This is a genomic window from Coleofasciculus sp. G2-EDA-02 (assembly GCF_040226375.1).
Lineage (GTDB): Bacteria > Cyanobacteriota > Cyanobacteriia > Cyanobacteriales > Coleofasciculaceae > Coleofasciculus.
Genome location: NZ_JAVKEW010000097.1, coordinates 1 through 25,579 on the forward strand (window position 1 = coordinate 1; position 25,579 = coordinate 25,579).

21 protein-coding genes and 1 pseudogene are annotated in these 25,579 nt (G+C 46.8%); 10 read left to right on the forward strand and 12 right to left on the reverse strand.

Annotated elements, in window-relative coordinates; all coding sequences use genetic code 11:
- Positions 1 to 135 precede the first annotated feature (135 nt).
- From RLO19_RS10610 to RLO19_RS10630, 5 genes and pseudogenes are all read right to left on the reverse strand, one after another.
- Positions 136 to 327 (reverse strand): annotated as a pseudogene (locus RLO19_RS10610) (hypothetical protein); the annotation flags it as partial.
- A gap of 550 nt (positions 328 to 877) precedes the next feature.
- On the reverse strand, positions 878 to 1,348 hold the full coding sequence (locus RLO19_RS10615) for a hypothetical protein (RefSeq protein WP_446356196.1): 471 nt from the start codon (positions 1,346 to 1,348) through the stop codon (positions 878 to 880).
- A gap of 432 nt (positions 1,349 to 1,780) precedes the next feature.
- Positions 1,781 to 2,665, reverse strand: coding sequence for an ABC transporter permease (locus RLO19_RS10620; protein ID WP_446356198.1), 885 nt, complete (start codon positions 2,663 to 2,665; stop codon positions 1,781 to 1,783).
- Positions 2,662 to 3,099, reverse strand: a complete 438-nt coding sequence (locus RLO19_RS10625; RefSeq protein WP_446356199.1) for an NUDIX hydrolase — start codon at positions 3,097 to 3,099, stop codon at positions 2,662 to 2,664. Before RLO19_RS10625 ends, RLO19_RS10620 begins: the two co-directional genes overlap by 4 nt.
- A 133-nt stretch (positions 3,100 to 3,232) precedes the next feature.
- On the reverse strand, positions 3,233 to 3,628 hold the full coding sequence (locus RLO19_RS10630; protein WP_446356201.1) for a hypothetical protein: 396 nt from the start codon (positions 3,626 to 3,628) through the stop codon (positions 3,233 to 3,235).
- A gap of 196 nt (positions 3,629 to 3,824) precedes the next feature.
- Here RLO19_RS10630 and folD point away from each other — a divergent pair, with 196 nt between their 5' ends.
- The 3 genes from folD (at position 3,825) to RLO19_RS10645 (ending at position 6,247) form a co-directional block, all read left to right on the forward strand.
- Positions 3,825 to 4,700 (forward strand): bifunctional methylenetetrahydrofolate dehydrogenase/methenyltetrahydrofolate cyclohydrolase FolD, encoded by an 876-nt coding sequence (gene folD, locus RLO19_RS10635; RefSeq protein WP_446356203.1) that lies wholly within the window; start codon positions 3,825 to 3,827, stop codon positions 4,698 to 4,700.
- Positions 4,701 to 4,758: 58 nt separating this feature from the next.
- Positions 4,759 to 5,688 (forward strand): geranylgeranyl diphosphate synthase CrtE, encoded by a 930-nt coding sequence (crtE, locus tag RLO19_RS10640; RefSeq protein ID WP_446356205.1) that lies wholly within the window; start codon positions 4,759 to 4,761, stop codon positions 5,686 to 5,688.
- A gap of 97 nt (positions 5,689 to 5,785) precedes the next feature.
- Complete coding sequence (locus RLO19_RS10645) at positions 5,786 to 6,247, forward strand: divergent PAP2 family protein (protein ID WP_446356206.1); 462 nt, start codon at positions 5,786 to 5,788, stop codon at positions 6,245 to 6,247.
- A gap of 26 nt (positions 6,248 to 6,273) precedes the next feature.
- Here the strand turns inward: RLO19_RS10645 and RLO19_RS10650 are convergent, their stop codons facing one another.
- Positions 6,274 to 6,603 (reverse strand): MgPME-cyclase complex family protein, encoded by a 330-nt coding sequence (locus tag RLO19_RS10650; RefSeq protein WP_446356208.1) that lies wholly within the window; start codon positions 6,601 to 6,603, stop codon positions 6,274 to 6,276.
- Between the two features lie 116 nt (positions 6,604 to 6,719).
- Between RLO19_RS10650 and RLO19_RS10655 the strand changes: the two genes are divergently transcribed.
- Complete coding sequence (locus tag RLO19_RS10655; RefSeq protein ID WP_446356210.1) at positions 6,720 to 7,019, forward strand: hypothetical protein; 300 nt, start codon at positions 6,720 to 6,722, stop codon at positions 7,017 to 7,019.
- 103 nt (positions 7,020 to 7,122) lie between these two features.
- On the opposite strand, the gene RLO19_RS10660 is transcribed toward RLO19_RS10655, so the two are convergent.
- Positions 7,123 to 7,845 carry a pyridoxine 5'-phosphate synthase gene (locus tag RLO19_RS10660; protein ID WP_446356212.1) on the reverse strand — a complete coding sequence of 241 codons (723 nt, stop codon included), beginning with the start codon at positions 7,843 to 7,845 and terminating at the stop codon, positions 7,123 to 7,125.
- A 565-nt stretch (positions 7,846 to 8,410) separates the two neighbouring features.
- Here RLO19_RS10660 and RLO19_RS10665 point away from each other — a divergent pair.
- The 4 genes from RLO19_RS10665 to RLO19_RS10680 all read left to right on the forward strand — a co-directional run bounded on the left by RLO19_RS10665 (position 8,411) and on the right by RLO19_RS10680 (position 15,528).
- Positions 8,411 to 10,864: a terpene synthase family protein gene (locus RLO19_RS10665; RefSeq protein WP_446356214.1), complete on the forward strand. Its 2,454-nt coding sequence runs from the start codon at positions 8,411 to 8,413 to the stop codon at positions 10,862 to 10,864.
- A 296-nt stretch (positions 10,865 to 11,160) separates the two neighbouring features.
- The gene (locus RLO19_RS10670) at positions 11,161 to 12,339 is read left to right on the forward strand and encodes an RNA-guided endonuclease InsQ/TnpB family protein (RefSeq protein WP_446356216.1); all 1,179 of its coding nucleotides are present in this window, start codon (positions 11,161 to 11,163) and stop codon (positions 12,337 to 12,339) included.
- A 110-nt stretch (positions 12,340 to 12,449) separates the two neighbouring features.
- Positions 12,450 to 13,859 (forward strand): family 2B encapsulin nanocompartment shell protein, encoded by a 1,410-nt coding sequence (locus RLO19_RS10675; RefSeq protein WP_446356217.1) that lies wholly within the window; start codon positions 12,450 to 12,452, stop codon positions 13,857 to 13,859.
- A 268-nt stretch (positions 13,860 to 14,127) separates the two neighbouring features.
- A complete protein-coding gene (locus RLO19_RS10680; protein ID WP_446356219.1) occupies positions 14,128 to 15,528 on the forward strand; it encodes a family 2B encapsulin nanocompartment shell protein in 1,401 nt (466 codons plus the stop codon).
- Between the two features lie 189 nt (positions 15,529 to 15,717).
- Here the strand turns inward: RLO19_RS10680 and RLO19_RS10685 are convergent, their stop codons facing one another.
- The 4 genes from RLO19_RS10685 to RLO19_RS10700 form a co-directional block, all read right to left on the reverse strand.
- Positions 15,718 to 17,637 carry a hypothetical protein gene (locus RLO19_RS10685; protein ID WP_446356221.1) on the reverse strand — a complete coding sequence of 640 codons (1,920 nt, stop codon included), beginning with the start codon at positions 17,635 to 17,637 and terminating at the stop codon, positions 15,718 to 15,720.
- 131 nt (positions 17,638 to 17,768) lie between these two features.
- Entirely contained in the window at positions 17,769 to 19,037 is a 1,269-nt protein-coding gene (locus RLO19_RS10690; RefSeq protein ID WP_446356223.1) for a SufS family cysteine desulfurase, read from the reverse strand.
- Between the two features lie 393 nt (positions 19,038 to 19,430).
- Positions 19,431 to 22,208: a TIGR03960 family B12-binding radical SAM protein gene (locus tag RLO19_RS10695; protein ID WP_446356225.1), complete on the reverse strand. Its 2,778-nt coding sequence runs from the start codon at positions 22,206 to 22,208 to the stop codon at positions 19,431 to 19,433.
- A 255-nt stretch (positions 22,209 to 22,463) separates the two neighbouring features.
- Entirely contained in the window at positions 22,464 to 22,838 is a 375-nt protein-coding gene (locus tag RLO19_RS10700; RefSeq protein WP_446356227.1) for an STAS domain-containing protein, read from the reverse strand.
- A 594-nt stretch (positions 22,839 to 23,432) separates the two neighbouring features.
- Here RLO19_RS10700 and RLO19_RS10705 point away from each other — a divergent pair.
- Entirely contained in the window at positions 23,433 to 23,627 is a 195-nt protein-coding gene (locus RLO19_RS10705; protein ID WP_006098826.1) for a hypothetical protein, read from the forward strand.
- A gap of 156 nt (positions 23,628 to 23,783) precedes the next feature.
- Here the strand turns inward: RLO19_RS10705 and RLO19_RS10710 are convergent, their stop codons facing one another.
- Positions 23,784 to 24,200 (reverse strand): hypothetical protein, encoded by a 417-nt coding sequence (locus tag RLO19_RS10710; protein ID WP_446356229.1) that lies wholly within the window; start codon positions 24,198 to 24,200, stop codon positions 23,784 to 23,786.
- A 1,058-nt stretch (positions 24,201 to 25,258) separates the two neighbouring features.
- On the opposite strand from RLO19_RS10710, the gene RLO19_RS10715 reads away from it, so the two are divergent.
- On the forward strand, positions 25,259 to 25,540 hold the full coding sequence (locus tag RLO19_RS10715) for a hypothetical protein (protein ID WP_446356231.1): 282 nt from the start codon (positions 25,259 to 25,261) through the stop codon (positions 25,538 to 25,540).
- Positions 25,541 to 25,579 lie beyond the last annotated feature (39 nt).

Below are 25,579 nucleotides of genomic sequence, written 5' to 3' on the forward strand. Positions count from 1 at the left end.
GACTTGTATTTACATTACCACAATAGTAGAACGTTATCCGAATTATTTGACTGGCGAATTTATTCGCTACCTAGACGGTTCGCTCGGTTTCATCTCCCAGCTAAAGAGCGTGGGAGCCTTCACCCATCGCTTGAACGGTAATTCTAATTCTTGCCAATTTTCCCAGCCGGTTCTTTGCTCAGGGGGTGTGTTCAGGTAGCTGTCTTCAAAGCCGTCTTGTTTGACGCTGTACCAAATTTTCCCCTGGGCATCGGTAGCTAAGATGACCACTTTGCCTTCGTGGGTAATGGTATTAATGTGTTGGAGTTTTTCTTGAGTTATATACATATATTATCTGCGATCGTTATTTGTAGTTATCTCATAAAGCCGTTTCAGTAAACATTCAAAAATTCCAAGTTTTCAATATATAAAAAATATAAATAGATTTAATGTAAACTCATGATGAAACTTATGGTATTTTAGACTGTTTGACCGAGCTACCTGTAGGGGCTCTTTCACTGCCGTGCCCCTACTATATGTGGCGTTTGTGCGTAAGTCCTGTGGATTATTCGACGTGAGTGGGGCGATTCTCGGTTCCTTGGGCTGGGAGGATGTCACCTTTGGTTGAGGAGCAAGCTTTAAAGGTGACGTTCCCAATCTCAGATTTGAGGTTTAAACGGTCACGTTTGACGTTTCAGACCTTGATCTTTGAGGTTTAAACCCTCAATTTTGATGTTCTATACCTCAGATTTGAGGTTTAAACGGTCAAGTTTGAGGTTTCCAACCTTGATCGTTGAGGTTTAAACCCTCACGTTTGAAGTTGCAGACCTCAGATTTGAGGTTTAAACCTCAACCAACACCTCCGAGCACCATTGTAGAGACGCGCCATGGCGCGTCTCTACAGGCCAGAAGGCTCAGAACTTTTGCGGCGAGAGCGACGAAACCGCTTACCCAGATCTTCTAGATAGGGTTCGAGCTCTCCATCCAGATCGCTTGCCTTGGCATAGCTGTAGACTAGACGAGCGGCGGCATAAGCCTCGTTTCCCGCTACGGCTGTCGTATCTGCCACCTGTTTTGTCAACTGCGTCAATGCCATCTGAATCGGATATAAGCTCTCAAACACATTCAAATCGTCTTCCATTTCCTGGCGATCGAACAATCCGGGCAAAATTTCTGGGTGTTGGCTTGCCAAATCCAGGGCTTTGGCGACAAAGGCACGACTTTTATCTCCTAACCGCAATAGGGTTTTACTTTCTTCCGGTGTCAGGGAGAGCAGAAAGGGTAGCTTTTGTTTCAGGGTAGCGATCGCAGCTTGAATAGCCTCCAAATCTTCTGGGGGAATCGTTGTATTCACGCGGTTCTCTGGCATAACCTGTACTCCTCATTTGCTATTGGGTTGACATTTGTTGCTCCTACTATAGTCTGTGTCGGTTGGATTGGCACAGGACACCTAATCCTCTTAAACGAGTTATAGCAGTAGACACATCGATTAGGACTTTCGTCACCATTGTAGAGACGCGCCATGCAACGTCTCTACATAAATGATCTGTCCTAACAGCTATGGCGGTTGCTATAAAGCATTAAATAAGAATCAATCAAGTTTAACGGGGTTAAATTTTATGAAGATTCCCCGTTCTTGTGCTTTCTAGGTGTTAGGTATTAGGTATTAGGTAGAGCCATTCTAAATAGGTTGTGGCAATTTAAAAAAATGAAATTATTGCTATACCTGGGTTTCATCCTTTTCACTTGTTACAACTCATTTAGAGTTTCTCTCTTAGGTTTTGGGTTGTCCTGGGAAGCCTCATCTCCCCTCTCGCCAACGGGGATTAATGATCTCGGTTAATCCTTCTCCCAATAACGATAAACCAATAACCATGGATGTCATCGCTAAACCGGGGAATAAAGCTGTCCACCAAATGCCTGTGGGTAACGCAGCCAGGGCTTGACGCAAATCATGACCCCATTCTGGGGTTTCTTCGGGTAGTCCTAGTCCCAAAAATCCTAGTCCACCTAAGATTAAAATAGCGTCGGCGGCGTTGAGGGTAAATAAAACCGGGACGCTTTGAATTACATTGAGAAAGAGGTAACGGGAGAGAACCCGCCTAGGGGAAGCCCCCATCGCTTGTGCGGCTTCGATAAATAGTTCTGTTTTGACGCTGGCGGTATGGTTACGGACAACGCGATAATATTGGGGAACGTAAGAAATGCTCAGTGCGATCGCGGCATTAAATACACCTCGCCCCACGACAAAGGCTAGGGTAATGGATAGCAGCAATCCGGGCAAGGTATAGATCGTATCCATCAAAAACAGTAACACCCGATCTAATCTGCCGCCGAGATATCCACTCACTAACCCCAAGGGAACACCAATGATTAAACTCAAGCTAGTTGCCAGAATCACCACTTTTAACGCCGCTTGAGTACCAAATACGGTGCGGGAGAAGACATCATAACCTTGGCGTGTCGTACCGAACCAATGTTCGCTACCAGGGGGTTCGTGGATGGGGTTGATCAGAGATGCAGTAGGATCTTGTAGCCATCCCCATCCTTGAAAAACAGGGGCAAAAATAGCGATGAGGATAAAAACAGAGGTAATCACCACTCCCACCGCCATGAGTTTCATTGACAGGCTGGCATATTGGCTAAAACGTAAAAGATGAGTCAATCGCGATCGCGTCAGCGTCATTGGTCAGGTTTCCTCGCCAAAAAATCTAATAAAATGGTCTGGTGAGGTTGCCCCAAAGGACGCACCTGACCCGCTATTTCCGAATAAGCCTGACCTGCCTTAATCTCTTCGGGTGTCAATAAACCCAGATCCCAGCCTTCTTGTAATACCAATTGATTCAATTCCACCGTTAAAGGGGCGTGGAATATATGACGAATAACCTGGGCATCATTATAGCAATCAAACTTTGCCAATTGGGGAGGAGTATAGGAAATTTCTTCGAGTAATTCTCGGCGCATCGCCACCTCTGGAGTTTCTCCTGGCTCCAAATGACCGCCAAAGAACCCCCAGCACCCCGGATAAAGGATGCCAGGGATGTCGTTCCTAAGCTGCATGAGAAACCGTCCCGAACGGTAGAGAATCGCGATCGCGACTTCAATAGATTGATTGTTCATTCTTCCCAACGTCATACGAATGATATCATGTCCGGTTGAATACCCATAATTACGGTGAGGGTGAGTAGGGGCTTGGTTACCAAGCCCGTACATTTTTATTAGGGGTGATGGGTCCGGACATCATATGACAAAATTATTCAGCCTTCCGCTCGAGCTGTTCTGTTTCCTGAAGGTAAACTTCACCCATTTCCTGTCCACCAATGGGAATACTTTTAAATTGTACCTGTCCTCTAATTAAAACCTGGTCACCCACCTTGGGAAGTTCTTGATTGCTCACGATCCAAATTTTGCCCGTGGTATCCTGAAGTTGATAAGCCCCGGAGTTCAAAAAGGGGGCTTGGGCGATGACTTGACCTTGAAGGTAAAGCACCGTATTGGCATTCTTTTCAGATGGGATCTCACCAATCGCGGTGAGATCTACGGAATGAGCGCTACCCATACCATTGGGAGTACCCTGCAGGGGGACATTGCTACAACTCACCAGTCCTCCCCCAAACAGTAAAGCACACATTGGCAGGAGATAAAACATAGTTAACCTTTGGCGGATTGGAATTGACGAGCAAAGACGTGAGCGATGGTCGTTTTGAGCAGACATTGCCGTAACTGTTTCCCACCTAAACGGTGTACATCCTGGTTATAGCTTAGATAGTTGAGAATTGAATACTGAGCAGTGGCACCACTACCCGTAAAATAATCAAAGTCCTTAGATGTCTCTCAACCTGCCCATGAAATCTGTTTACCCTCAGTTACTGGATGGCAAAGCCCTGGCTCAACGCATTCAAGATCAGCTCAAAGCCGAAGTAGAACGGCTCAAATCCACTTATGGACGCCCACCGGGATTAGCAGTGCTAATGGTTGGCGATAACCCAGCTAGCGCCACCTACGTGCGGAATAAGGAACGCGCCTGTGCCAAAGTGGGGATTGCTTCCTTTGGGCAACATTTTCCGGCTGATGTCTCTCAAGCCGAGGTTGAGCAAACCATTCATCGCCTGAATCACGATCCCAACGTCGATGGTATTCTCCTGCAACTTCCTGTCCCCCAACACCTCAATACCGTCTATTTACTCCATCAAATTGATTCTGATAAAGATGTTGATGGACTGCATCCCCTCAATCTAGGGCGTCTGCTGCGAGGTGAAACTGGACTGCGAAGCTGCACCCCAGCGGGAGTGATGCGCCTGTTGCGGGAGTATCAAATTGATGTGAAAGGGAAAAATGCTGTTGTTGTGGGGCGGAGTATTTTGGTCGGTAAACCCATCGCACTGATGTTACTCGAAGCCGATGCTACGGTAACCATTGCCCATTCGCGCACGCCAAATTTGGCTGAACTGACCCGTCAGGCGGATATCTTGATTGCTGCCGCAGGACGCCCTAATCTAATTACGGCGGATCAGGTTAAACCGAATGCCATTGTGATTGATGTGGGTATCAATCGCGTTACCGATGCTCAGGGAAAATCCCGGTTGGTGGGTGATGTGGATTTTGATGCCGTTCGAGACATGACCCAATTTATCACCCCGGTTCCCGGTGGCGTTGGACCGATGACGGTGACGATGTTATTGCAAAATACTGTTTTCAGCTATACCAGGACTAACTCATAACGCCCCTAGGCTCGTAAAATTGTTAAGAAAGTGAAAAGACGATTTAAGGAATAATGGCATGGTAGCAACAGATGGGCGACCTGCCCCCAATGGGGAACCCCCAACCTTTGATTTATCAACCTATCTCAAAGAGCGGCAAGCTCAAGTTGAGGTTGCTTTAGACCGTTCTTTACCCCTAGGTTATCCGGAAAAGATTTATGAGGCAATGCGCTATTCTCTCTTAGCTGGGGGGAAACGATTACGTCCGATTCTTTGTCTGGCAACCTGTGAACTGATGGGTGGCACGATTGATATGGCAATGCCAACCGCTTGCGCGTTGGAAATGCTCCACACGATGTCGTTAATCCATGATGACCTTCCCGCTATGGATAACGATGACTACCGTCGGGGTAAACTCACCAACCATAAGGTTTACGGTGAGGATATGGCGATTCTAGCGGGTGACGGTTTGCTGGCGTATGCGTTTGAATATGTTGCCACCCAAACTCAGGGAGTTCCCGCCGAGCGGGTGTTGCGAGTGATTGCTCGTCTAGGTTGGACGTTGAGCGCGGCTGGATTGGTTGGGGGTCAGGTGGTTGATTTGGAATCCGAGGGAAAATCGGATATTCAAGCGGAAACCCTTAATTACATTCATACCCATAAAACCGGAGCGTTGCTGGAAAGCTGCGTCGTCTGTGGCGGAATTTTGGCGGGTGCAACGGATGCGGATATAGAACGTCTGTCTCGCTATGCTCAAAATATTGGTTTAGCGTTTCAAATTATTGATGATATCCTGGACATCACCGCAACTCAGGAGGAATTAGGCAAAACGGCTGGGAAGGATTTGCAAGCGCAGAAAGCCACCTATCCTAGCCTCTGGGGACTAGAGGCTTCTAAAGCTAAAGCTCAAGAGTTGATTGAAGAGGCTATTGCCCAACTTGAACCGTTTGGTGAGCGCTCTCAACCTTTAATTGCTCTGGCTGATTTTATTACAGCGCGGACGTATTAGTCTTATGTTATTCGTCTTATGTCATTCGTCATTGTCATTCGTCATTGGTAAGTGCTTAAACATCCGTTGATCAACAACCCATTTTAACTGAAACACGATGCAGGATTTTGGCAATATCCTAAACAACCAGGTACTACTGGTTGCGCTGATTGCTTGTTTAGTGGCTCAACTCCTGAAGCTACTGGTCGAGTTAACAAAAGATCGGAAATTTAATCTCCGCACTCTGGTGACGACTGGGGGGATGCCTAGCGCTCATTCAGCTTTGGTTACCGCCTTGGCTGCGGGTGTGGGACAAACGATGGGATGGGCGTCTCCTGATTTTGCGATCGCGACGATTTTTGCAATCATTGTTATGTACGATGCCGCCGGGGTTCGACAAGCTGCAGGTAAGCAAGCTCGTATCCTTAATCAAATTATTGATGAGTTATTTCAGGAAGGCAAACAGTTTAATGAGGATCGCCTCAAGGAATTGCTGGGGCATACCCCGTTTCAAGTGATTGTGGGTTCAATCTTAGGGGTACTGATTTCTTGGTTAGCTGCCCCAGCTTATTGTTTTTAGGGGTGGGGTTTGACTATAAACCTCCTTTATGATACAGAGGCTAAGGACGCGATCGGGTCAGGAATTGTATCCGATGGAGCCGGAAATTCTCCAGTTTTGACGAATTCTAAGCGCAGCTTTAACCAGGTGATAAATTTAGGGTTGGTTGAAATAATAGCGACGGCGGGTTGAGGACATTCTTGTTTGACTTGCGCCATTTCTGGAGCTTCTAAAAAGGCGGGTTGTTTGACTAGCCAAAAGTCAATCTCTTTTCCTTTATCTTGGTAGTCTTTGGTTCGTTCTCTCAGAACTTCTTCAAAGGGTTCTTCTTCAAGTAAGAAGCGTTGACTGGCGACTAGATAGTAATAGGTTTGCATGGTTTTAATTGGGTGATTGGTGAACAGGTGATTGGGAACGTTTTGATTGTGTAGGGGCGGGTTTAACGGCTATCATCTCTTTTTGACCCAGATTTGACTAAACCCGCCCCGATCAATTGAGTTTTGTTGTTAATTTAACGTTAGTCAGGGCGGGTTTTGTTGTTAATTTAACGGTGGGCAGGGCGGGTTTTGTTGTTAATTTAACGTTAGGCAGGGCGGGTTTTGTTGTTAATTTAACGGTGGGCAGGGCGGGTTTTGTTGTTAATTTAACGGTGGGCAGGGCGGGTTTTGTTGTTAATTTAACGGTGGGTAGGGCGGGTTTTGTTGTTAATTTATCGGTGGGTAGGGCGGGTTTTGTTGTTAATTTATCGGTGGGTAGGGCGGGTTTTGTTGTTAATTTAACGGTGACTAGCTGAATTGATTCCCTAAACCCGCCCCTACAATTAGGGCTAAACCCGCCCCGACAATTGACAGACGTGCCAGGGTATGTATGAAACATGATTTTTGAATTAACTCCCCTCATTGTTTTCTCAGCATGGCTTGTTTCATTTCTCGAACGGCTCGTTCTAATCCAACGAGGGAGGCTCGCGCGATAATGCTATGACCAATATTAAGTTCTTCCATCCCCGGTAAACAAGCTACTGGGTAAACATTCCAATAGGTTAAACCATGACCGGCATTCACACGCAACCCAGCCGCGATCGCGTCTTGGCATCCTTTGGCTAACAAATCCAGTTGCGTTTGGCGACTGGCTTCGTCTTTGGCTTCTGCATAGGAACCGGTATGCAGTTCAATAAACTTGGCGTTAATGGCTGCCGAGGCTTCAATTTGGGCAGGATCAGCATCGATAAATAGACTAACGGGAATTCCTGCCTCTTGCAACTGCGCCACGACTTCACCTAGACGGGATTTTTGACCCGCAATATCTAATCCTCCCTCAGTGGTGACTTCCTCCCGCCGTTCTGGAACTAGGGTAATATAGTCTGGTTTAATATCGAGTGCGATCGCGATCATTTCCTCCGTTGGTGCCATTTCCATATTTAAGTGAGTTCGCACCGTCTGACGCAAGAGTCGGATATCCCGATCTTGGATATGGCGTCGATCTTCCCGCAGGTGGGCAGTAATCCCATCCGCACCCGCTAATTCGGCTAACACCGCCGCCGCCACGGGATCGGGTTCCACAGTGCGTCGTGCTTGTCGAATGGTGGCGATGTGATCAATGTTGACGCCAAGGGTTAGCACTTACGTTTTTTCTCCTGATACTGTTTTTTCTACAACCCTTGATTGTATCTGAAAGGGGGTTTGGTGACCAAACCCCTACCGGTTCCCCCTGGGTCTGTTAACTTAAGCACAAAAGGGCAATGGGCTTGGAGAAAATTAACCAAGTCTTAACGTCAAAACCCCACGGCTGAACCACGTTGCCCAAAATGTTAACTTTGATTACAAAAAAAATTAAACTCAATGATTTGAGATACTCTGGCTAATGAGATAAAAAGTAGGTGGTTTTTTATGGTCATTATCAGCCATTAAATGGGCTTTAGTAAGGTTGTACTGAGCGATGCCATAATCATTTATTTAAAGAATCAGTGTTACTTTAAAACTGCCTACTTGAGTCAAGCCAGCCTAACTAGCTGTGAACCAATTGAAACCGTGCGAATCGGCAGTTTCGGCAGGTTTGTTGTGAATTAGTGAAGACAAGGTATAAGACGACTATCTTATATCCGAGTTTATCATGGCTATCCAATTGATCGGACTTCCACCCAGACCTAAGACTAGACAATTTTCTGAAATTAAGTTTAAGCGAACAATGACATCAAGCCAGCCAACCTTTGAATTACCTGATTTTTATATGCCTTGGCCCGCGCGTGTGAACCCCAATGTACAGGGGGCACGCATACACTGCAAGGAATGGGCGTATCGGATGGGCATCCTGGGATCTGATGAGGATGCCGTATGGGATGAAAAAACCTTTGATGCGATGGATTTTGCTGGCTTTGCTGCCGCCACTCACCCGGATGCACCCGCATTGGAGTTGGACTTACTCAGCGATTGGTATGTTTGGGGGTGGTTTGCCGATGACTATTTCGCTAAAACATTTGAGGTGGGAAACCAGGATGTCAGACAGGCTAGGTCTTATATCGATCGAGTCATGTCTTTTATGGCTACGGATTTATCAACGCCCCTTCCAGAACCCAAAAACCCGACAGAACGCGCCCTGATTGATTTGTGGTTTCGGAGTGCACCGACGATGTCTCAGCAGTGGCGACAACGGTTTGTTGAACATTACCGGACACTATCCTATACCGCCCTGCGAGAACTTTTCAACCAGGACAAAAACCAAGAGCGGATCATAGATCCAGTAGAATACGTCATGTTGCGTCGTCAGGTCAGCGGGATGTTTTGGTCGGCGGATTTGGTCGAACACTCTCTAGCGGCTGAGATCCCAGCCGAAATTTACAACAAGCGACCTATCCGGGTGTTAAAAGACATCTTCTGTGACAGCGTAGCTCTACGCAACGACATCATTTCTTACCAGAAGGATATTGATGAAGGCAGGAGCAATAACTGTGTAATGGTGGCGGAACACTTCTTCAACACGGAGATCCAGGACGCTGTTAACTTCGTTAATGACTTAGTGACTTCACGACTATTCCAGTTTGAGCATACCATGACGGTGGAACTCCCCCCACTCTTGGATGAGTATGGGTTGGATAGTGAGGCACGTTACCGGGTATTTCGCTATGTGAAAGCCCTGCAAGACTGGATGGCTGGGGATCTGGAGTGGGAAACTCGCCCCGGAGGCAGATACATTCCCGCCGAATCGAAAAAAGAATCGCCACTCGCAGGACCCAAGGGCTTGGGTACGGCAGCGGCGCGTATAGGCTTATCGCCGGCGGCGATGGGATTAAGGGTGAGAACCTATAATTATATTCCTTTCCAGACGGTGGGAGAAATTCCCCTACCCGAGTTTTATATGCCCTTTTCGACAGGATTGAATCCGCACCTAGAGGAAGGGCGACGGAAGTCTAAGGAATGGGCTTACGAAATGGGACTGATCGGTATTCCTGGCATCAGTTTCTGGGATGAACAGAGATTTGATGCGATCGATGCAGCGTTGACCTGTGCATTAGTGTATCCGAAGGCTGCCAAAACTGTCTATGAGCTGGCGACAAAAGGCATGGTTTGGGGTTTTTACCTTGATTGTGTATTTGATGGACGCTACTTAGCGACCCGCGACATAGTAGGGGGTAGAGTGTTCCTGGCTCGACTATTGGCATTGATCTCTAGCGACTCTGGTCCGATGTTGATGCCAACTAACCCATCGGAACGGGGTTTAGTGTATCTATGGCAGAGAATGACTTCTTGTTTGTCTGCCGAGGACAAGGAGGAGATGAGGGGTTTACTCGTAAAAATATTTGAAAGTTGGGCGTGGCAACTTGACCACCAGGCACAAAATCGTATCCCTGACCCAATCGATTATGTAGAGACACGTATCAAGACATTTGGTTTTGATTTCCTGATGCTCTTGAACCAAAGCGAGAAAATGCCCCCTGAGCTTTATGACAGTCAACCGGTACAAAGCATGCACAAAGCGGGTGCCAATGTTTCCAGTTTAGTCAATGACATCGTATCCTATCAGAAAGAAATGGAATCTGAAGGCATACTTTTCAATAGCGTGTTGATCACTCAGCATTTTCTTGACTGTGATGTGGCAAAAGCGGTTGAGATTGTTAATAACCTGATCACGGCGCGGGTGCGTGAGTTTGAACACATCGTCGCCACCGAACTCCCAGCGCTCTGTGAGGACTTTGACCTAGATACAAGGGCTCGCGAACAGCTATTTGAGTATGTTGAACAACTACAGTTCATGATGTCTGGTATGCTCAAATGGCACTTGGGTGGCAGCTACTACAAAGAACCTGAATTTAAACGCGATCCCAGCCCCAGGAACTTGTTCAATGCGCCTACCGCCTTAGGTTGCTCAGCCGCACGGATAACATCGTTGTTGAGTTCGGTCGGTATTCCCCAGCTAGGAACCGAAGCGGAGCCAGTGGCGGAGACTTTACCCAGTCTGCCCACAGGGTTAGGCACGTCAGCGATGCAAATTGCCGCCAGCTTAGCGGAGACTCCCCAGCCAGAAACCGAAGCGGAGCCAGTGGCGGAGAGTTTACCCAGTCTTCCCACAGGGTTAGGCACGTCAGCGATGCAGATTAGCTCAATGTTAGAAACAGGACTTACGCACAAACGCCATTTATGGTAGGGGCACGGCATTGCCGTGCCCCTACAGGTAGCGCCTGTGCCGTCAAAAAAGCGTAAGTCCTAAGGAACCAAAAGCTAATTTGGCGAAATTACGGGTTTAGATACAGGGGGTAAAAATGAAGGGCTGTAATTAGACAATGGTCTACAAAATTAGACAAGGAAGCAGAAAAACCATCGGTTATGCGCGAGGATCTAGCTCAGACCAATCAGATGTTTTCGAGATAATTACTGTATTTTCTGCCAGATTCTATGAGTCTTGGTCACAGAAAAACAAGCAAACAGTAGAGCCGTTGAAAGATGCCGCAAGTCAGCTTTAAAACCAAACTCAAGCCCAATAACAAGCAGGCAACCTTGTTAGCTAAACACGCAGGCACGGCACGTCATGCTTGGAACTGGGGACTTTCCTTATGTCTTACAGCGTTAGACAATAAAGAAAAACTGCCAACGGCGATTGACCTCCATCAGCGTTTACTCGCAGAGGTGAAATCTGTAAACCCTTGGTACGATGAGGTTTCCCCCTGTAGCCCTCAACAAGCGCTGCGACATCTAGCCACGGCATTACAGCGATGGTTGGTGTCAAAGGTGTCCCAGAAACCCACATTCAAAAAGAAGGGAAACAAGGACAGCTTCTACTTAGAAGGCGGCATCAAAATTAGTGGAAATCGGATAAACTTACCTCGAATTGGCTGGATAACTTGTCATGAAATACCGCCAAGTGTTACTGTAAAAAATGTCACTATAAGTAAACTGGCTCAGGATTGGTACATCAGTTTCAGCTACGAAAAAGATATCCAAACCACAGCGAAAATTCGTGATAGAATCGGCGTAGATGTAGGAATTAATCGACTCTCCACCTGTTCCGATGGAACCGAGGTAGAGAACGTCAAAGCCTATCAAAAAGCCAAGGGTCGGTTAGTTCGCCTGCAACGTACCCTGAGCCGAAAGGTAAAAGGCTCATCCAACCGTCAAAAAGCGAGCAACCGACTGGCTAAACAAGATCGGCGAGTCGCTAACGTTCGCGCCGATGCCTTGCATAAACTCACGACATGGTTAGCTAAGAACCACAGCACCATTGTGATTGAGGATTTGCATGGTTCTGGGAGGCACAAAAACCATCGGTTAGCCTCAGCCATAGCCGATTGTGGATGCTACGAATTCAAACGCCAATTGCTGTACAAAGCCTCCTGGTACGGAGCCGAAGTAATTGTAGCTTCTCGATTCTATCCATTCAGTCAGTTGTGTTCTGAATACTCCCACCAACAGCAGATGCCATTGCACATTCGCACATTTTCTGGTTCGTGCTGTGGCATGAAAAAAGATCAAGATTTCAACGCCTCGGTCAATCTGGAAAACTATACTCCTGCCGTCAGCTCGACGGTGGTAGCCTGTGGAGACTCTAAAGTTACAGCCTCTGGGCAGTGCGAGTCAATGAAGCAGGAAGCAGACCTCAATCTAGGTATATCCAAGATTGTCTAAGTTCTGTAGAGCGGAAGGTGTCGTCACCGAAACCGTAGGGGCTTGGTTACCAAGCCCTTGGTTACCAACTGCCCAGGATATCCACTAACATTAACCAAAGGAGAGTCATCATGACAGATGCAGCAAATACGCCCCTAGAAAATCAAAATGATCAACCGCAGCTAACCTTAAACACAGCCGCTGCCCGGAATTTGGCAACCACCACCAAAACCAAGCCCCAGATGCAGGGCATTTCGTCCCGGTGGTTGTTGAAAATGCTGCCCTGGATACAAGTCGTCGGTGGTGGCTATCGGGTGAACCGTCGGTTAACCTATACCGTTGGCGATGGGCGCGTTACCTTCACCAACGTTGGGGCTGATATCCGCGTGATTCCCCAAGAACTGTGTGAACTGCCGTTGCTGCGGGGGTTTGAGGATGAAGAGGTACTCGCTGTTTTAGCTGACCGATTTGTGCAGCAAGAATTTGCCCCTGGTGATGTGATCATTCAGGCGGGTCAATCGGCAGACCAGGTCATCCTGATTGCCCATGGTAAAGTGAACGTGATTGGATCTGGAAAATATGGTGATGAAGTCGTCTTAGGGGTGCTGGCTGACGGCGATCATTTTGGTGACCAAGCCGTTGTGCAGTCGGAAGATACTTGGGACGTTAGCCTACAAGCCGTGACTCGCTGCATTGTTTTGTCACTACCGGAAGAGGCGTTTCGGCAGTTGGTTAGCCAATCTGAAACCTTGCAGGCTCAGGTTGATCAATACCGCGCTAGCCTGAGCAAACCCCAGAGCGCCGAAGGGGAAGCCTTGATCGATTTATCTGCAGGACATCAGAGTGAAACCCCCTTGCCCGGAACCTTCGTGGATTATGAAGCCGCTCCCCGTGAGTATGAGTTGAGCTTGGCTCAAACGGTGTTGCGGGTCAACTCGCGAGTGTCTGACTTGTACAACGAACCGATGAATCAGACTGAGCAGCAATTGCGGCTGACGATTGAGACATTGCGGGAACAGCAGGAACATGAACTGATTAATAACCGCGACTTTGGGTTGCTGCACAATGCAGACCTGAAACAGCGCATCTTTACCCGTAGCGGTCCACCCACCCCAGATGACCTGGATGAACTAATCTCCATTGTCTGGAAAGAGCCGAGCTTTTTCCTCGCCCACCCCCGCGCGATCGCAGCCTTTGGTCGGGAGTGTAGCCGGATGGGACTCTATCCCCACACTGTCCCCATGGGCAACAGCTCAATACCCGCTTGGCGTGGTATTCCCATCTTTCCCTGCAACAAGATTCCCATTACCAATACCCGGACTAGCTCCTTCATGTTGATGCGTGTGGGAGAAGCTAACCAAGGCGTCATCGGTCTTCACAAAACGGGTATCCCCGACGAATACCAACCCAGTCTATCTGTCCGGTTCATGGGCATCGACGAAAAGGCGATCATCTCCTACCTCGTCAGCGCCTACTACTCTGCTGCTGTCCTCGTCCCCGACGCACTAGGCATCCTTGAAGATGTTGAAATCGGTCGTTAGGAAGAAGGTGAGAACGCTGTCTACCGAGGACTAATTAAGGGGCAAGTCGGGGCGGGTTTTACAGATAACTTATGGCAACAACTGATAACTTGACTAAACCCGCCCAACTCCTGTGGCGATCGCTATCAGTCGAGGGAGCAGGAACCCCGTAGCTGAAAATTAGAATGGGCAAGGGTTGTGGCTTCAGTTGACACCCATGGTGGGCAGTACCCACCCTACGGGTTTCAGGTTGTTTTAAGGGTCACTAGTAATTACAGAGAGTTAAGTTATGACAGATGCCGCCAATTTGCCGGTTGAGAGTGAACAGCCGCAGATGAGTTTGAATACAGCCGCCGCCCGGAATTTGGCAACCACGACCAAAACCGTGCCGCAGATGCAGGGCATCACCCCACGGTGGCTGTTGAAGATGTTGCCTTGGGTGCAGATCAAGGGGGGTACTTATCGGGTGAACCGTCGGTTACGCTATACCGTCGGGGATGGACGAGTCAGTTTTACCAATACGGGAACCGAAGTGCGGGTGATTCCCCAATCCCTATGTGAGCTATCCTTACTGCGCGGGTTTGACGATGTTGAGGTGTTAAATGCCTTAGCTGACGGATTTGTGCAACAAGAGTTTGCCGCAGGTGACGTGATTGTCCAGGCGGGTCAACCAGCCGATCGCGTGTTACTCATTGCTCACGGTAAAGTCAACAAGATGATACCGGGAAAATATGAGGAAGAGGCTTTACGAGATATACTCGCCGACGGTGACTATTTTGGGGGTCAAGCTCTGGTTGAGTCCCAGGACAGTTGGCATGTCACCCTACGGGCAGTAACGAGCTGTACAGTATTATCCCTGCCGATTCAGGCATTTCGGCAGTTACTCAACCAGTCCGAGGCGCTCCAAGCTCAGGTCGATCAATTTAGAGCCCGGTTGAGACAGCCCCAGGACAAACACGGTCAAGCCGCGATCGCGATGTCAGCGGGACATCCGGTGGAAACCGAGCTGCCTGGGACGTTTGTGGATTACGACTTAACACCGCGCGAGTATGAGTTGAGTGTGGCTCAAACCATTTTGCGGGTCAACACGCGAGTGGCTGACCTGTACAATGAACCCATAAATCAGGTTGAGCAACAGTTACGGCTGACGATTGAGGCGTTGCGGGAACGGCAGGAATACGAACTGATTAATAACCGCGACTTCGGGTTGCTGCACAATGCGGAGCTCAAACAGCGCATTTTTACCCGCACCGGTCCACCCACCCCAGATGACCTGGATGAACTCCTCTCTCTGCGGAAGAAGTCGAAGTTCCTGCTGGCTCACCCCCGCACCATTGCTGCCTTTGGTCGGGAGTGCAACCGCCGTGGCATTTATCCCCAGACTGTTGAAATAAACGGGCAGATGATCTTCGGTTGGCGGGGCTTTCCCATGTTTCCCTGCAACAAAATTCCGATCACAAAAGCTAATACTAGCTCTATCCTTGCACTCCGCACCGGTGAGGAGAATGACGGGGTGGTTGGGTTACACCAAACGGGTATCCCCGATGAATACCAACCCAGCCTGTCTGTCCGGTTCATGGGTATCAACGAAAAGGCGATTATGTCTTATCTAATCAGCGCCTACTATTCCGCAGCCGTTCTCGTCCCTGACGCGCTGGGCATCCTTGAAGAGGTGGAAATCGGGCGCTGAGGGAAGGCATTCATTATCATAAAACTATGCCTGCCTTAGTCTAGGGTCTGCTGCAGGGAGCAATGTAGAGACGTGCCATGGCACAATGTAGAGACGTGCCATGGCACGTCTGGGAGTCGCCCTTTCCTGAGCAAGGGCGGGTTTAGTCGCATTTGGGTGCAACCGAAAAGATAGTAGTAAAACCCGCCCCTACAATTGACTTATACAAGTGGTTTTTAACACGACAAATCTCTCCATCTGAAATACTGAACAATCCTCAACTACCCCAGCTAATGCTGGAGTGATTCCCTGGTTTAGCCTCTTTTGCGCCTCTAAGGTGACAGGTTGATAATCTCGCAGCCAATCATGATTGGCTAGATATTCTGGTGTGAAGGCAGTATTCTCTAATAGCCAAAAGTCTACTCCATAAAGTTGGATAAACTGTTTCACTTCCTCTAAATCAGGACTGTACTGGGCTTGAATCAGATCGATTGTGCGTTGGCGAAATTGACGATAATAACCCCAATGATAAGGAATCGCATATTCCCGCCCGACTAAAATAGAGCGTTGGGCAAAGGTGGGCAAGTTATTCGCCTCTTCTGATACTGAGGCAATTAAACTATCTTTCGGTTGCTGTTGGAAGAATTGATATAAAGCCGGAAAATGACCGTCTTTATATTTGGTTAACGGAAAGGGTTCAACCAAGTAGGGATAGAAAAGTAATACTGCTGTGAGGAAGCTAATTGTTAGGTAGTGGTAAATTCTGAGTTTTGAGTAGGGGCTGGTTTCTCTATTATTGCTTCTATTCGCCCTGCTGTCACTGAACTTGCCCTGGCTAAGGATGAGAGTTTTAATTTTTGCGGGATGGCAATCTGTTCTCAAAATCGCATCGAATACGATTGTTAAAACTATCCCGGCTGATACGGATAAAAGAATACGAAAGCTATGTTCTGTATAACGACTGGGAAGATGCAGGTTGAATAGTAGCAGATGGGCAATGATGAATATGAATAGAGATGCCCAGAAAATTTGAGCTAATATTCGGATCTGAGGGGAAATAGATTTAACCAGGGGGAATGAGTTGGGATGTCGGTAGAGAATGGGTAATAGTATGCCTAAGGCTAAAGTGGCGGGTCTAACGAAGCCTACGTCTAATATACCACTTCTGGGACTGAGCAAAAAGAAATGCCAGGGGTTATTACTGAAAAAGTAACTGCGCCCGGTTGCCGAAAATTCGGGTAATTGTTTGGCTTGAGTGGCGGTGATGACTGGATCGAATTGGCTAGGAATTAGGGCGTAGCCGGAAATGGCGATTACTGTTACGATTAGACCGATTGTTGATAGGGCATGGGGGGGGAGTTGGAATTTTTTTGGGAAACGCAGAGGGGCGCAGAGGTAAGCGCAGAGGGGCGCAGAGGTTCGTATAAGTGAGTTTTTGGGGGGAAAGGGTTGCAGGATGAATAGGGCGGCACAAATTAGTAGGTATTGGGGATAGAATAGGGATAATAGGATTATTGTGGTTAGGCAAGGTAGTAGAGATTGGCGTAGTAAGTGGTATAAGAAGGCGAGGAATAGGGGGTAAATAAAGGCTCTGGGTGTGGCTGAGATTAGGTCATCTTTCATCCAAAGACTTTGATTGAGTAGTACCGAGGTGATGAAACCTGCCGCTGGTACGGGTAGGAGTTGGAGGGATATACTAAAACAGTAGCCTGTCGCGATCGCGCTGAGAATGGGTGGTAGGAGTTTGTTGAAGAGAAAGGGATTTATGCCTAAAGCGGCGGCTATTCGGTAAAGGGTTGTATATCCCACAGGGGCGACGGATTGGAAGTAATCGGCGATTAAGTCATCGGGAAATAATTCGCTATCAATGAACTTTTGCATCCAAAAGACGTGTTGGCGGGCGTCGTCTTGAACGATATAGGCATGACTAAAGGCTTCCCTGAGGGCTAACCTACTGTAAATTGCGGTGATGGTTATGCTTAAACTGAACCAAAATAAAACGTGAGCTGTTAATTTTGTTGATCTAGGTTGAGTTAAAAATTTTTGCAGAGGTTTACGTTGCATAAAATGGTGAAGGTTTTGTTCGTAGGGCGCGATCGCAAATGTGATAAATTTGTTTATAGGTGACATCCTATTTGCCAGAAAACTGACGCGATCGCCTTTAAATCAAGGACGGGTTTTGTTGTTCAGTTATCGTTAAGCCACCCCATTGAGCCCCTAAACCCGCCCCGACAATGGATTTGTATTTTTTGCCTTCTGATTTAAAGTTTACATTGAAGTGCTATCACCAAGGGAATCGCCTCTTTCAACGCACTGATAAATGTATCAATTTCCTCGCGGGTATTATAGAAATAGGGACTTACACGAGCTGTGCAAGGAACCCCTAAAATCCGGTGCAAGGGTTGGGTACAATATTGTCCCGCCCGAATCGCAATTCCACTTTTATCCAACACTTGAGCTAACTGATAAGGGTTGATCGTTCCGCAGGTAAATGAGGCTAAAGCGGCTCTACCACTCCCGTCAGCGTTGGGTTTAGGACCATAAATTTCAAGGCTGGGAATCGTGTTTAATTGCTCAAATAAATAGGCAGTCAGTTCATGTTCATACGCCTCTATTTTGTCCATCCCAATAGCGGTGAGGTAATCCACGGCTGCACCGAGCGCGATCGCTTCGCCAGTGGCGGGAGTTCCGGCTTCAAAACGGTAGGGTATATCGGCATAGGTGGCATGATCTAAAAAAACCTCAGCTATCATCTTACCTCCCCCTAAAAATGGTGGCATTTCTCTGAGTACGTCTAATTTCCCATACAGGAAACCAATCCCTGTAGGAGCGCACATTTTGTGTCCCGATGCCGCTAGCCAGTCGCAATCAATCCCTTGTACGTCAAGTTTTAGGTGCGGTGTACTTTGACAAGCATCAATTAATACTTTGGTGCCATAGTGATGCGCCAGTGCGGTAATGTCTTGGATTGGATTAATACATCCCAAGGTGTTAGAAACATGAACAATTGATACCAGTTTCGTTCGATTGGAGAGCAGGGTTTTAAACTGCTCTACGTTAAATTCTTGGCTGTCGGTTAATTCGACAAACTTTAACACAGCACCTGTGCGTTGGGCAATCTGTTGCCACGGGATCAGATTGCTGTGGTGTTCCATCACCGAGAGAATGATTTCATCCCCAGGCTGTAAGTTTTTCCCTCCCCAAGTGGATGCGACTAAATTAATTCCTTCTGTGGCGTTGCGCGTATAGATGATTTCTTGGGCAGATGTGGCATTAATAAATGTGGCAATTTTTTGCCGCGCGTTTTCGTAGGCTTCGGTGGCTTTGGAACTTAGGGTATGAATGCCTCGGTGAGCATTGGCGTTAGTATGCTCATAGTAGTTCTGCCAAGTCTTAAGAACTTGTAAAGGTTTTTGGGAGGTTGAGGCATTATCTAGGTATACTAGAGGTTTACCGTTAACGTTATCTTGCAAAATCGGGAAGTCAGCACGAACTTTGGCAGCAAGCTGTTGTTCTGTTGTAAGTATCATAGTCATCCAGATTGAAAATTGTCTGTATATTGTTCTAGATCAATTTTCATATTGATTGCTATGAAATCCAAGGATAAAAATGATAAATTAAGTATCATTTTCTCAGAATTGCCATTGGTCATTGAACAGAGAACGATTTTCCCATGACTTCAACCCATCAATGCTACTGTCTCAGTTCCACAAGTGCATTCGTTTTTATCGTATCCCAGCTTATTTCTGACACTTGATCAACCTTTGAGTGTCCTCAGAACTTTTACTTTTCAAGGTTTCTGAGTTTTTCAGCAAGCCCTATTTAGCTTTTCATTCCATATGTTTGTAGTCAGCGCTTTAGCGCTTCTGGCACGCTTCGTGCCTACTACGAAACCAGGTTAAGTCAGTGCTATTCATCCTAAGTTAAATCGCTTCACCTAAAATGAGCTGTTGTCGATGACTGTGCAATAACTGGAATTCCTGTTGCACTACCTGCTCTAACATATAAATTATATCTTCAGGTCGCAGCAGGGTGCCATCATTCCGACAACTGCCAACATACCGTAACACGGCAGGTTGAGACGGGGCGTCTGTTTTAACTTCTATCACTTCTAACTCAAATGTGCGATCGCGTAAATTAACCGACTTCTTCTTCCCCGACTTGGTTCGCTTCTGTTGCCAAATCGCCTCAGCCCGGTTTACCGCCTCAACCCAATCTTGCCACTGTTGCAGCGATGCTGATCCCGCTTCGCTTACCACGTCAAGCCGATACTCCGCTTTCTCTAATAGTCGGGTTGTCGCCGGCACCTTTAAATCCACTTCTTCAACCTGATAAACCGGGATATCCGGCGGAAGCTGATCCCCTAACCGTTGCTGAAACTCCGCCACATCCATCGACTCGGTTAACTCAAAGTCGGCAATCTCACCACTACTAGACATCCCTAATGACAACGCATTAGCGATCATAATCCTCGGTCCTGGATGATATCCCCCACTAAAGGTAATCGGTAAGGATGCCCGTCTCACAGCACGGTCAAATAACCTGACTAAATCCAAATGACTGACTAATGTCATTTCGCCTACCTTACCGTACCACACCCGCAACCGCTGTGCTTTGTGTTGATTTGGCTTAAAGTGACCTGTAAATTCGGGAATTTGCGGCGGTTCAAAGACAATATTATGACCAAAATCGGTGCCACAGATCCCACAGTGAGAACAGCCCTCAAAGGCACAATCGGGTACAGTCGCCGCGTCTAGGGCGCGTTTTAAGTCTTCGATTAGCCAGTTTTTGTCAATCCCGGTATCAATATGATCCCAGGGTAAGGGAGAAAGGGTGTAGGGGCTCTTTTCATTACTATCCTTTGCTTTATACCCAGATGCAACTAAACCCGCCCTGTCTAAGTGCGAGAGTTTTGATCCTTCGCTTCCCGAATATGACACCGGGTTTGTAGGGGCTCTTTTCACGTCTATCGTGTCTTGCTTCACCCCGATGTGACTAAACCCGCCCTGACTGATTGTTGAATCGTCAAACACATTCCATTCGCCGTTTTCGATTTGGCGATATTTCCAGGTAAGATCAGATTCTGCGATCGCGCCTTCCCAAGCGGCAAATGCTTTATCTAAACTTTCCCACCACGCATCCATTCCCGCACCCAATTCCCACGCCCGACGCACCACCGCCGCCAAACGTCTGTCACCCCGCCCGACAAAGTCTTCCATTGCCGAAATTCGCACGTCGGTGTAGTTGACTTTCACACCCTTAATCCGGCGAAAAGCATCGCGTAATAACTCTTGCTTGCGGATAAACTCAGACGTAGACACCGAATGCCACTGGAATGGCGTATGCGGCTTGGGTGTAAAGTTAGAAATAGTAATATTAAAGCTGAAACGCTTACGCCCCGATGCCCGACATTCTTGCTGCAACCACCTCACCGTTTCAGCGATCCCGATCACATCGGCATCGGTTTCACCGGGCAAGCCAATCATAAAGTAGAGTTTAACTTTATCCCACCCTTGCTCAAACGCTGTCTTTACACCCCGCAGCAATTCTTCGTTCGTCAATCCCTTATTCACAATATCCCGCATCCGCTGGGTTCCGGCTTCTGGGGCAAAGGTTAAGCCGCTTTTGCGCGTACCGCCGATCATATTGGCAATATTTTCATCAAAACGATCAACCCGTTGGCTGGGAAGAGACAGGGAGATATTCTCATCTTTGAGACGATTTTTTACTTCCAATCCCACGGCGGGTAGGGACAGGTAATCGGAACAGGAGAGGGAAAGCAGGGAAAACTCATTATATCCCGTCGCCCGCATTCCCTTTGCGATCGCATCGACTACCTGTTCCGGTTCCACATCCCTGGCGGGGCGGGTTAACATTCCCGGTTGACAGAAACGACATCCTCTGGTACAGCCGCGCCGAACTTCAATCGTCAGTCGATCATGAACAGTTTCTATATAGGGTACCAATCCAATGGAATACTCTGGCATTGGCGTGGCGACTCGCCGCAGAATCCGCGCTGGTACATCAGCACGATTGGGATGAACTGAACCATCCTCTGCCATGGCGTAGAATTGAGGTACATAAACGCCGGGGATCTGCGCTAAGTCTAAGAGTAATTCTTTGCGAGTTAATCCGGCTGCTTTGCCTTGTTCGATAACTAAACCAATTTCGGGGAGTAATTCTTCTCCATCACCTAGCGCCACGAAGTCTAAAAAGTCGGCGTAGGGTTCTGGGTTGGATGTCGCGGTTTGTCCCCCAGCAAAAATCAGGGGGATCTCTGTGATTGGGTGATTTGCCCGTTCTTGCCAAGTGAGGGGAATTTGGGCTAAAAAGAGCATTTCTAGGATATTTGTCGCCCCAAGTTCATAGCTGAGGCTAAATCCCAGGATATCAAAGTCTGTGAGCGATCGCCGATTTTCCACAGCAAACAGGGGTGTCTGACTTTCCCGCAATTTCGCGGCTAAATCCGGGGCGGGTAAGTACGCGCGATCGCAAAGTTGTCGAGGTTGAGTGTTTAGGATGTTGTAGAGAATAATATGCCCTAAATTAGATGCACCCACTTCATAGATTTCTGGGTATGTTAACACCCAGCGCACCTTAGCGGCGTCCCAGGGTTTATGAACAGCGCCTAACTCGTTTCCCAGGTAGCGGGCTGGTTTGATGATGTCTTTGGTCAGTAGTTTCTCAGGTGCGATCGTCATGACAACCTTGCCCCTCTGATCAGGTACGGTTAACCCTTACAACTCATCCATCTTACAGAAGACTGGCAATAATGCCTAATGGTCGTCAGACTATTATTCTGTGACTGTCTCCAGGAAGCAAAAAAGAATGAATCAGGGGAGTGTACAATTCACCTACTTTATGATATTATTCCTGTTTTTACAGATCAGGGGCATCTGTTTTACAGAATTATCAGGGTACACTACTAACTTTTGGGTTAGCTGACACCCAAAGGATCAAGCGAATGCCATTGTCCTGCTGGGGTTTTCTGCTTTATTTGTCAAGGTTGCCAAAAAAGCCTCATAGCTGTCAAAGATTTCCATAGCTTGATCCAGTTGAGTCAGCTCAAAAATTATCCGAACCGAATCCCCCACACGGCAAATGCTAAAGCGCTGGTTTCGCTGTTGCGCTAAACGTAACGCTGATACTAATATACCCAAGCCAGCACTGTCCAGGGACTCTACCTGCTCCATGTCAACCAGCACCGTCGAATAGCGATCCGACAAAATAGCCGATTTCAGTTGCCGATCCAATTCTACCGCATTGGAGGCATTTACCTGACCCGTTGGTCTAACGATTGATAATTTGGGGTTTAAAGTTGCGATTGCCATAGCTCACTCCTCTGTATGTAAGACATTCGATTAGAGAATCCACCTAAAGATAGCGCGTCAATTCTCAAAGTTGCTACAATTCTGCATTAATAACGGGTTAAGGTTTTCCATTGTATGGTTTTACTTTCTTCGGGTTTTTAGTGTTCCGCCAAAATAATATAAAATTTGTATCTAAATATACTAAACCTATGAACACTTAACCAAGGCAGTAATAGTCCACTATTTATGCTTTACTCAATGTTTATCCTTAGCACCAGTTCTCCTTACACTTATAACTTCTAGCTTATCTGGGGCATCTTCCTTTAGATATATAATAAAACGGATTCTTTTTATATTACAACTTTTTAACAATTGTCAAGAAATTAAATACGTTATTTTCTTAGCCGGAGAGGGCTTACCTGCGATAGACTGTCGGCAGGGAGGGTTTTTCGTCTTTTGGGGCAAGGTGTCTACCGAGCTATCAAGGAAATTACTAAAACTATTTTCGCAAAAAAAACAGTGATATAGATCACTAAAGAAATTGATTATAATCACGTTCTAGGCTAGTAATTCCCCAGAGAATTGATCTAGTATGGAATTCTGTGCAATAAGAGAGTGAAAACCACCTACGTTATCCGCCATTTGGTTGAAAGAGCGCTTTATATCAGGCAACTAACTCCTGATATAGAGAATGAAATTAACTACGAATTAACTCGCTTAGGATATATTTCCGATGCCGATTACGAAGCCCTTGAATTATTAATGGCTGAGATGGATGCGGGTAGAATCCGCTTAGTTCCCAGTGTTTAGAGAGTCACCTTAATCATCACCAGCGAGACGGGAAATGAAAAAAGGGTCACTTCAACGACTAAGGATTTTTTCATTACCTTATGCCTTATCCTATACTGAGTCCTGACTAATGCTCTAGGCAAAATATAAGCCAGAATTAAGGAAATCTTATGACCCTTATAGAGTGGATTTCAGGGATGATTCAAACTCCTGGGAATAGGTTTGCCAAACTTCAGCAATAAAATCAGCAAGTTGATGGCGAGTATCAGAATTATCTTTCGGGTGGTGATGCAAGTCTTCAAGTTGCGCTAATAGAGGAATTACCTCCGTATCCCAAACAAGTCGTAAAAACTTTGTGGGCCAAAGTATATCAGGTCCTTGACGCAAATCATACAATCTGAGAGATTGGGGTGTAACTTGGGTTATGTCTTCATTCTCGATTGGGGTGACGGCTAGCATCAAAGGGCGCAACCAACCAATCTGCCGCCATTCAACGACTTCTATCACTTCAGCATATAAATGGCGCGTTGCGTGTTCTAAACAAACAATTTGGTGAGGCTGAAAATTAATCGGCTTGAGAGAGAAAGTGGACATAATAATCATTTTGTCAGCATCAGCGACAGTTTGCTAGTACAGCGTTTTCAATCTTGATGTGATACAGCCCTTCCAAGAGTAGAACAGCGCTGCCTGATCGTTACCGTACTACACCGTGTTAGAAAGTGCTGTACAAGAAGGCACAAGGAAAGAATGCTCCAAGGCAGAAGGCTATAACTTTCCTTTAACAAAATTTCACAGAGCTGACGACTAAAAACTTAAAAACTCAGCTCCTTTATAATACTAGGGGTACAAGTCTACATTCACACCAATCGAGTCAACCTACATACCCACAACAAGATCAGCCATCTCGGACTCTTCATTACAAAACTTCATGAGCGTGCCGTTTTCTTTTGTCCGACTACTTATACTTCGCATACTACACATTCAAGTGCGGAATTTGGGCTGAAAGGGAATCAAGCAGCTTACCCGCCCCGTCAGGGTGCGATCGCTTTCCCTTCCAGAAAATAAATATTATTACTGTTGACGTTCCTTAATGCTAGATATACAATAGCTATATCTGTCCAATCACACCCCACCAGTGTTCAGTGTTTCCTAATTGCGAGGGGTTCACTCTCCTCGTGGCTGGTGTGCGGAATGGCGAGATCATCGACGAATTTAAGAAACAATATTAAATCAAGAGTGGGGGCGCATCCCCTAAACAATAGATTCCTATTGTTGGACAGGTAATTGTGTCCAATTACTTCTTCTGTCAAGTCAATGTAGCTCAGGCAATATTTTCTGCGATGGGCAGGATTTATCCTGGCTTTATTCCTCTTTTCCTACCCATAAAGGGGGGGGGAACCCAGATTTGGGATGAGATAGCACAGCCTAATAATTGAGTTCAATAAAGTATAAAATTCAGATGAAAGCAGCTTTCTGGAACAGCAAATTTCAGGAAGTCCATCTGTAAGCCCAGGATTTTTTTACAATAAATATAAGATAATATTATGCAAAAAAAAAATAAATAATATTTTTTGTTATCGGAGTGAATTATTGAAGTTTATGTAGTAAATTAATAAGGTAGTTTACTGTTTCGTATAGAAAGAGGAATAGCAATGGCAAGCACAAAGTTTATTAGTGTAGACATTGATTCGGGACAACAAAAAACCATTAATTTTGAGAATACGATCCTCAACGCCGGGGTTGCCGTTCAAGGTTACTATGTGGACTATGGTGGCCGTGACCATCACGTATTGAGTCTTGACGTAAGCGCCGCTATTGCTAGTCAGAGCGGAAGTCAGCTAACTGTTAAGGCTACCTGTGAGATGCGAGACGGTTCCAATAACGTAGCAAGAGGATCGGTCACTGTATTGGCTATTGCCTACTGTGATGGATAATCAAACATTGCTGACAATATTGCAGGTGGCATTAACCAT